The 6,806-nt window shown below is 75.1% G+C and carries 10 protein-coding genes and 1 pseudogene; 4 read left to right on the top strand and 7 right to left on the bottom strand.

Annotated elements, in window-relative coordinates:
• The 3 genes from ACSNOC_RS26515 to ACSNOC_RS26505 form a co-directional block, all read right to left on the bottom strand.
• Window positions 1–724, bottom strand: a 724-nt coding sequence (locus ACSNOC_RS26515; RefSeq protein WP_436750109.1) for a diiron oxygenase, incomplete at its 3' end; no start/stop codon positions are given.
• Entirely contained in the window at window positions 721–1,782 is a 1,062-nt protein-coding gene (locus ACSNOC_RS26510) for a pyridoxal-phosphate dependent enzyme (RefSeq protein ID WP_436750108.1), read from the bottom strand. The genes ACSNOC_RS26510 and ACSNOC_RS26515, both read right to left, overlap by 4 nt.
• Before the next feature lie 134 nt (window positions 1,783–1,916).
• Window positions 1,917–2,318: a VOC family protein gene (locus ACSNOC_RS26505; RefSeq protein ID WP_436750107.1), complete on the bottom strand. Its 402-nt coding sequence runs from the start codon at window positions 2,316–2,318 to the stop codon at window positions 1,917–1,919.
• A gap of 25 nt (window positions 2,319–2,343) precedes the next feature.
• Between ACSNOC_RS26505 and ACSNOC_RS26500 the strand changes: the two genes are divergently transcribed.
• Entirely contained in the window at window positions 2,344–3,033 is a 690-nt protein-coding gene (locus ACSNOC_RS26500) for a helix-turn-helix domain-containing protein (protein WP_436750106.1), read from the top strand.
• Between the two features lie 54 nt (window positions 3,034–3,087).
• Here ACSNOC_RS26500 and ACSNOC_RS26495 read toward each other — a convergent pair whose 3' ends face one another.
• The 3 genes from ACSNOC_RS26495 to ACSNOC_RS26485 all read right to left on the bottom strand — a co-directional run bounded on the left by ACSNOC_RS26495 (window position 3,088) and on the right by ACSNOC_RS26485 (window position 4,645).
• Complete coding sequence (locus tag ACSNOC_RS26495; RefSeq protein WP_436750105.1) at window positions 3,088–3,480, bottom strand: VOC family protein; 393 nt, start codon at window positions 3,478–3,480, stop codon at window positions 3,088–3,090.
• Window positions 3,481–3,609: 129 nt separating this feature from the next.
• Window positions 3,610–3,879: a hypothetical protein gene (locus ACSNOC_RS26490; RefSeq protein WP_436750104.1), complete on the bottom strand. Its 270-nt coding sequence runs from the start codon at window positions 3,877–3,879 to the stop codon at window positions 3,610–3,612.
• Window positions 3,880–4,189: 310 nt separating this feature from the next.
• Window positions 4,190–4,645 carry a MarR family winged helix-turn-helix transcriptional regulator gene (locus ACSNOC_RS26485; RefSeq protein ID WP_436750103.1) on the bottom strand — a complete coding sequence of 152 codons (456 nt, stop codon included), beginning with the start codon at window positions 4,643–4,645 and terminating at the stop codon, window positions 4,190–4,192.
• Between the two features lie 157 nt (window positions 4,646–4,802).
• Between ACSNOC_RS26485 and ACSNOC_RS26480 the strand changes: the two genes are divergently transcribed.
• On the top strand, window positions 4,803–6,068 hold the full coding sequence (locus tag ACSNOC_RS26480) for an MFS transporter (protein WP_436750102.1): 1,266 nt from the start codon (window positions 4,803–4,805) through the stop codon (window positions 6,066–6,068).
• Window positions 6,069–6,175: 107 nt separating this feature from the next.
• Here ACSNOC_RS26480 and ACSNOC_RS26475 read toward each other — a convergent pair.
• Window positions 6,176–6,274: pseudogene (locus ACSNOC_RS26475) on the bottom strand (cupin domain-containing protein); the annotation flags it as partial.
• Here ACSNOC_RS26475 and ACSNOC_RS26470 point away from each other — a divergent pair.
• Together ACSNOC_RS26470 and ACSNOC_RS26465 are read left to right on the top strand one after the other, a co-directional pair.
• Window positions 6,234–6,443: a hypothetical protein gene (locus ACSNOC_RS26470; RefSeq protein ID WP_436750101.1), complete on the top strand. Its 210-nt coding sequence runs from the start codon at window positions 6,234–6,236 to the stop codon at window positions 6,441–6,443. The pseudogene ACSNOC_RS26475 and the gene ACSNOC_RS26470 overlap by 41 nt on opposite strands.
• Before the next feature lie 70 nt (window positions 6,444–6,513).
• Window positions 6,514–6,806: MarR family transcriptional regulator (locus ACSNOC_RS26465; RefSeq protein ID WP_436750100.1), on the top strand; the 293-nt coding region annotated here is incomplete at its 3' end.

Here is a 6,806-nt window from a genome sequence, read left to right as displayed (position 1 = left end):
GGTCGGGGCGGAGGCTGGCGCGGATGAGGGCGGGGGCGCAGCGGGCGACCCGGGTGCGGATGCCGGGCGGCTGCTGGGCCCACAGGTCGCGGAAGAAGCGGGAGAAGAAGGCGTGGTGCCAGCCTTCGTCCTTCGCGTGGTCGCGGACGATGTCGCGGACGACGGTGAGGACGCGGGGGTCCTTGGGGACGTCGTTGAGGATGGCGGTGATGAGGGTCTCGAAGACGACGACCTGGAGCATCTGGGCGAGGGCGGGGCTGTCGGGGAGGGCGCGGGCGCCGGTGCGGTCCAGGTGCCGGAGGAAGGGCTCGAAGGCGTAGGGGAGCGGGGCGATGCCGGTGGCGGTGGAGATCTGGTCGACGACGTCGAGGCTGTAGAGGGAGTGGTAGCCCTCGTCGCAGTAGATGCGGTAGGCGTCGAGGCGGACGTCGGTGCCGGTGTCGACGCCGCTGCGCCCGGCGGCGATGCGCTCGGTGGCGCGGTTGACGACGCGGGTCTCGAAGTGGGCGGTGAACGTGAGGTAGTGGAAGAGGTGGCGGGCGAGCAGCTCGTCGCGGCGGGCGGCGGGGAGGGCCCGCACGAGGGGGTGGTCGTGGTAGGGCACGAGGTCCGGCGGGAAGTAGAGGCGTCCGGCGTCGAGTTCGTCGCCGAGGCGGCGGCGGGGGCCGGTGCGGACACCGGCCCGGTCGTACCAGTCGCGGGCCGGGCCGGTGGCGCGCGTCATGAGGACCGCCCGGTCGTGGTGGGGGCGGCGTACGGGAGGCGGCCGGTGCCGACGACGTGGACCCCGTGGGCGATGGCGCGGGCGGCGTCTCCGGTGGGGTCGACGCCGTTGCGGCGCCGCCAGCGCGGGGAGTAGACGGTCTCCCGGTAGGGGCCGGCGCCGTCGGGGCACAGGCAGGCGACGTCCGGGCGGGACGGGTCGGCGCGCAGGAGGCGCAGCGCGGCGGCGACCAGGGCGCCGGAGCTGGCGCCGAGGGCGATGCCGGTGGTGTCGGCGAGCCACAGGCAGGCGGCGACGGCGTGGCGGGCGCTGACGTGGACGGCGGGGCGGTGGCCGCCGGGGAGGAACGCGGATGGCCGGCTGGCGCCGATGCCGGACAGAACGCGCGGGCCCGGGGGGCCGCCGAGGGCGGCGGAGCCGGTGACGTCGACGCCGACGAGCTGCCAGTCGGGGCGGGCGGTGGCGACGAAGTCGCGGAAGCCGGCGAGGGTGCCGCCGGTGGAGACGGCGACGAGGACGCGGGTGGGGCGGCCGTGGGTCTGGGCCCACAGCTCGGGGGCGGTGCCGCGCGCGTGGGCGCGGGGGCTGGCCGGATTGGCGTACTGGTTGGGCCAGACGAGGGCGGGCTGTGCGGCGAGCCGTTCGCGTAGGTGGGCCAGGCGGCTGAGGAGGTAGCCGCCGGCGCCGTCGGGCCGGTCGACGGTGGTGACGTGGCCGCCCAGGTCGCGGATGGCGGCGACGAGGGAGGCGGGGCTGCGGGGGTCCGTGACGGCGGTGAACGGGACGCCGTGGGCGGCGGCGAGGGCGGCGAGCGCGACGCCGAGGTTGCCGGAGGTGGACTCGATGAGACCGGCGTCCGGGCGCACGCGGTCGGCGACGTCCCGCCAGAGGGCGAGGGCGGTGCGGTCCTTGACGGAGCCGTGGGGGTGGTGCGATTCGAGCTTCAGCCACAGACGGCCGGGGAGGCCGTCCACGGAGAGCTGGAGGGCGACGACCGGGGTGAGGGGCGCGGCGAGCGGGCGGCGGCCGGGCGAAGCCGGGAACTCGCGGTGGGCCATGGTCCGTCCCTCGGTGCGGCGGCGGGTCCCCCGGTGGTGCCTCCGTTCTAACCCGCGCCCCGAACCCCCGCAATCCGGGCGGGAGGTGCCGTCGGGCTGTCGTCGCTGCCTTGCTGCCTCGCTCCTCGCTGTCGTCAGGCCCCCGGCGCGGCGCCGGCGGGCTGGATGAGGTCCCAGCGGTTGCCGTAGAGGTCGGTGAAGACGGCGACGCGTCCGTACGGCTCGTCCCTGGGCGGCTGCTCGACGGTCACGCCCGCCTCGGTGAAGCGGCGGAGGTCGGCGTCGACGTCGTCCGTGACGAGGAAGAACGCGACCCGGCCGCCGGTCTGGTCGCCCACCCGGCCGCGCTGGTGGCCGGTGGCGGCGCGGGCGAGCAGCAGCCCGGTCTGCGCCGCGGGGCCGGGGGCGACGACCACCCAGCGCTTGTCCGGGAGCGCTGTGTCCTCGCGCAGTTCGAAGCCGAGGCGGCCCGTGTAGTACGCGATGGCCTCGTCGTAGTCCGGTACGACGAGCGTGACCAGTCCCAGATGGCGCATGCGGGCAGCGTGCCATGCTGGTGCCGTGTACCGGGAGCGGGCCTCGTGGCTGGGCGGCGGGGCGGTCGTGTGGAGCAACGGCTCCGGCGCGGCCGGCGCCGCGGACGCCGCGCGGGTGCTGCCGGACGGCTGCATGGATCTGCTGTGGAACGGCGGCGAGCTGTCGGTCGCCGGTCCGGACACGCGGGCGCACCTCTTCGTGCGGGCGCCGGGCGTGCGCCACGTCGGGGTGCGGTTCGAGCCGGGCGCCGGGCCGGACGTCTTCGGCGTCCCGGCCGACGAGCTCACCGACGCGCGGGTGCCGCTGGCCGCCCTGTGGCCGGAGCGGCTGGTGCGCGAGCTGACGGAACGGGTGGCCGCCGCGCCCGACCCCGGCGCCGCGCTGGAGTCGGTGGCCGCCGGGCGGCTGCGCCGCGCCGGGCCGCCCGGCCCGTGGCGGCGCGCGGCGGTCGTGGCGCTGGGGCGGGGACTCGGCGTCGCGGAGACGGCCGCGCGGCTGGGCCTGAGCGAACGGCAGCTGCGGCGCAGGAGCCTGGCGGCGTTCGGCTACGGCCCCAAGACGCTGGCGCGGGTGCTGCGGATGCAGCGCGCGCTGGCGCTGACCAGGACCGGCGTCCCCCTGGCGGAGGTCGCGGCCCGCACCGGCTACGCGGACCAGGCCCACATGGCGCGGGAGGTACGGGCGCTGGCGGGGGTGCCGGTGACCGCGTTGTGACCGACTCGCACGCGGCGCGTCGGTTCCGGTGCGTCGCTCAGCCCGCTCAGCCGCTCAGCCGAGGGGGGCGAAGAGATCGACGCCGTTGCCGTCCGGGTCCTGGACGATGGCGTAGCGCTGGCCCCAGACCGCGTCCCAGGGCTCCTTCTCCCCCACGTACCCGGCGCGCGTCAGCTCCGCGTACCGCTGGTCGACATCGGCCGGTCCGTCGCACAGGAACGCCAGCCCCAGCCGCTGTCCGCCCCGGGCCGGGGTCCACTCCGGGCGGAAGCTCCTGACGGTCTCGGCGGTGTCCCAGGCGATCCGCAGTCCGCCCGGCAGGACGGCCTCGACATGCGGCTGGTCCTCCACCCCCTCCGGGATGTCCAGCCCCAGCCGCCGGTAGAAGGCGAGCGACGCGGTGAGGTCGTCGGTGACGATGCCGATGAGATCGAGTCGTGGTGTCATACCGGGCAGCCTAGGTACCGGGCGGGCGCGAGGTCTTGAACGAATCGGACGCCGCCGCCCGTGGCCGCTACGCCGCGCGGGGCCCGAAGCCGCACCTGCTGCTTGCGACGTCGGGCCCGCGTCGCCGGATCAGGGCCGCAGGGCCCGCTTCACCCTCTCCAGCTCCGCCGCCAGGGCGGACACGCGGCCAGGAGCCGGCCGGAGGACGGGATCGAGGCGTTGAGCGGCGGCGTGACGGCGTCGCCGGATGGCGCAGCGCACCACGTCGCTCGCGATGTCCGCCATCCGGGCGTCGGAGACGGCGAACCGCTGCTCGGCCGCCTCCGCGATGCGCCGTCGTACCTCGGCCGGGACCAGGCCGCTGACCCAGTCGACGAGGCTGTGGATGAAGTCGTCCACAGGCGGCGCCGAGGCGGTGGGACCGCACCTGACGTGCGACGTTGCTGTCCCGGAGCGGCATCGCGAGGTCGAGGACGGCGCGGCGGGAGAACCGTGCCGCGGTCCGCGCCCGCGACTGCATCCCACTGACTCGCTCGAAGTGAGTCAGTCGCGAGCCTGTCAGTGTCCGGTAGCCGTTCTCCAGGAGTTCGTCGCGGTGGTCGGTCACCAGGTTGTGGATGACCGTCTCGCCCACCTCGAAGCAGGCGCCACCATGCCCCTTGTCACATACGTGCCGTCCGGCAGCGTCGACGGGGCCTTGACCTTCTCCTCAGCCCGCCGGGGTGGACCGGAGGGTGCGGACCGCCGCCACCAGGGGGGCCAGGGCGGGACGTTGCTCGGCCTGGTCGAGGGCTTCGCGCAGGGCGCTCTCGTTCGTGGGGCGGGCCTCTTCCAGGAGCTTGCGGCCGGCCTCGGTGACGTTCGTGTAGATGCCGCGCCGGTCGGTCGGGCAGAGGTAGCGGGTGAGGAGGCCACGGTCCTCCAGGCGGTTGACCAGGCGGGTGGTGGCGCTCTGGCTGAGGACGACCGCGTCGGCCAGCTCGTGCATCCGGACGTGGCCGCCGTCGCCGTCGTGCTGCCGGCTGAGCACGTCCAGCACGGAGAACTCGCGGACGCTCAGCCCGTGGGCGGCCTGGAGGGCCCGTTCGATGTGTGCCTCGATGCGGTCGTGCAGCGCGGACAGGGCGCACCAGCCCTGGGCGAGGCCCGGTTCCGGACGTGTCATCGCTGACTCTCCCTGCCTGCTGCTCCTGCTGCTGCGTCGCCGCCCTCACGCCGAGTCTATCGCAGCGGCGCAATAGAGTGCGTTTGCCTCTATAGCGCGTCTGCAATTATTGTCGGTGCCTGTAATGCTCATCCGCACAGACATGGAGGGTCGGCTCATGCCCCTCGCGCTCTTGGCCCTGGCCATCGGAGCCTTCGGGATCGGCACCACGGAATTCGTCGTCACCGGCCTGCTGCCGGAGGTGTCCGACGAGTTCGGCGTGTCCGTTCCCACCGCCGGTCTCACCGCCTCCGGCTACGCGCTCGGCGTCATGGTCGGCGCTCCCGCCCTGGCGATCGCCGGGGCCCGGGTGTCCCGCAAGCGGATGCTGATGGCGATGATGCTGCTGTTCATCGTGGGGAACGCGGTGTCCGCCGTCGCGCCCGCGTTCGGCGTGCTGCTGGCCGGGCGGGTCATCGCCTCGCTCGCGCACGGCGCGTTCTTCGGCATCGGGTCGGTGGTGGCCGCCACCCTCGTGGCGCCGGAGCGGCGGGCCGGGGCGATCGCCCTGATGTTCACCGGGCTCACCGTGGCCAACGTCGTCGGCGTGCCCGCCGGGACCCTGCTGGGCCAGCAGGTGAGCTGGCGGCTGACGTTCGCCGCGATCACGGCCGTGGGGGTCGTGGCGCTGATCGGCGTCGCGGCGCTCGTGCCGGACGGCGCCGGGGACGCCCCGGCCGGGGAGCGCGCGGCCGGCGGGGGCGGGCTGCGGCGCGAGCTGGCGGCGTTCCGCAACGCGCAGGTGCTGCTCGCCATGGCGATGACCGTGCTCGGCTTCGGCGGCGTCTTCGCCGCGATCACCTACATCGCGCCGATGATGACCGACGCGGCCGGGTACGCGGAGAGCAGCGTCACGTGGCTGCTGGTCCTGTTCGGCGTCGGGCTGGTCGTCGGGAACCTCGTCGGCGGCCGGTACGCGGACCGCGCGCTGATGCCGATGCTGTACGCGTCGCTGGGCGCGCTGGCGGTGGCGCTGGCGGTGTTCACGTTCACCGCGCACGACAAGGTCGCGGCGGCGGTGACGCTGCCCCTGATCGGCGCCTTCGGCTTCGCGGCCGTGCCGCCGCTGCAGAAGCGGATCCTGGACAACGCGGCGGAGGCGCCGACGCTGGCGTCGGCCGTCAACATCGGGGCGTTCAACCTGGGCAACGCGATCGCGGCCTGGCTGGGCGGACTGGTGCTCGCCGCGGGCGGCGGCGAGACCCTGCCCAACCTGGTGGGCGCGGCCATGGCGGCGAGCGCCCTGGTGCTGGCGGTGGTCGCGGCGCGGACGGAGCGGCGGGGCGGGACCGGGACCGGGACCCGGCGGGCCGCCGCGTCCGTGGTCGCCGCGCACGCCCCCGCCGCGCCGGTGGGCGTCACTCCGTCCAGGGAACGGTCCTGAACCTCCCCGGTGTCCGCCATGGTGGCCCGGCCGCCGTTGGCCATGCAGACCAGGATCTCGGCCGGGTCGTCGCCCGCGGTGGCGATCTGCCGGACCTCGCCAGGGGGCAGGAGGACGGCCTGGCCGGGGCCGGCGCGGCGCGTGCCGTCGCCGGTGGTGACGGTGATGGCGCCGGAGAGCGGGAGCCAGATCTGTTCGCGGTCCATGGCGTGGCGCGGCCCGGTGGCGCCGGGTGCCATGGAGACGGTCCAGGCGCTGATCTCGTCGGTGCCCCGGCTGGGCGTGGCCAGGCTGGTCATCACGGCGTTGGGCGTGGTGAAGACGTCGGCGGCGGTGGGTGTGGTGACGCGCATGGGTGGTCGGCCCCCTCAGTGAGTCAAGGCGCTTTACTTGCTCGGACGGAGACGAGTAAAGCACCTTGACGCGCGTGTGTCACCATGGACCCGTGCACGACGAAGCCCCCCCACGGCCCCGCAGACCCCACGACGACACAGAGTTGTTGTTCCTCCTCGGGCTGGCCTTCCAGCTCCTGCTGGGCGAGTTCAACGGCCGCCTCGCCGACGCCGGGTACGGCGACCTGCGGCCCGTCCACGGTCTGGCCTTCCAGGCGCTGCGCCCGCACGGCGCGACCGGCAGCGAATTGGCGCGGCGTCTCGGCGTCACCAAACAGGCGGCCGGTCAGCTCGTCGACGACCTCGAACGGCGCGGCTACGTGCGCCGTGAGCGCCACCCGGCCGG

The sequence above is a fragment of the Streptomyces sp. URMC 129 genome (assembly GCF_051386415.1).
Taxonomy (GTDB): Bacteria; Actinomycetota; Actinomycetes; order Streptomycetales; family Streptomycetaceae; genus Streptomyces.
This window is presented reverse-complemented; position numbering and strand designations above follow the sequence as displayed.

Excerpts from the sequence above, each read along its gene's own strand:
- ACSNOC_RS26510 (WP_436750108.1), bottom strand. The coding sequence starts at position 1,782 with ATGGCCCACCGCGAGTTCCCGGCTTCGCCCGGCCGCCGCCCGCTCGCC.
- ACSNOC_RS26505 (WP_436750107.1), bottom strand. The coding sequence starts at position 2,318 with ATGCGCCATCTGGGACTGGTCACGCTCGTCGTACCGGACTACGACGAG.
- ACSNOC_RS26495 (WP_436750105.1), bottom strand. The coding sequence starts at position 3,480 with ATGACACCACGACTCGATCTCATCGGCATCGTCACCGACGACCTCACC.
- ACSNOC_RS26485 (WP_436750103.1), bottom strand. The coding sequence starts at position 4,645 with ATGACACGTCCGGAACCGGGCCTCGCCCAGGGCTGGTGCGCCCTGTCC.
- ACSNOC_RS26480 (WP_436750102.1), top strand. The coding sequence starts at position 4,803 with ATGCCCCTCGCGCTCTTGGCCCTGGCCATCGGAGCCTTCGGGATCGGC.
- ACSNOC_RS26470 (WP_436750101.1), top strand. The coding sequence starts at position 6,234 with ATGGCGCCGGAGAGCGGGAGCCAGATCTGTTCGCGGTCCATGGCGTGG.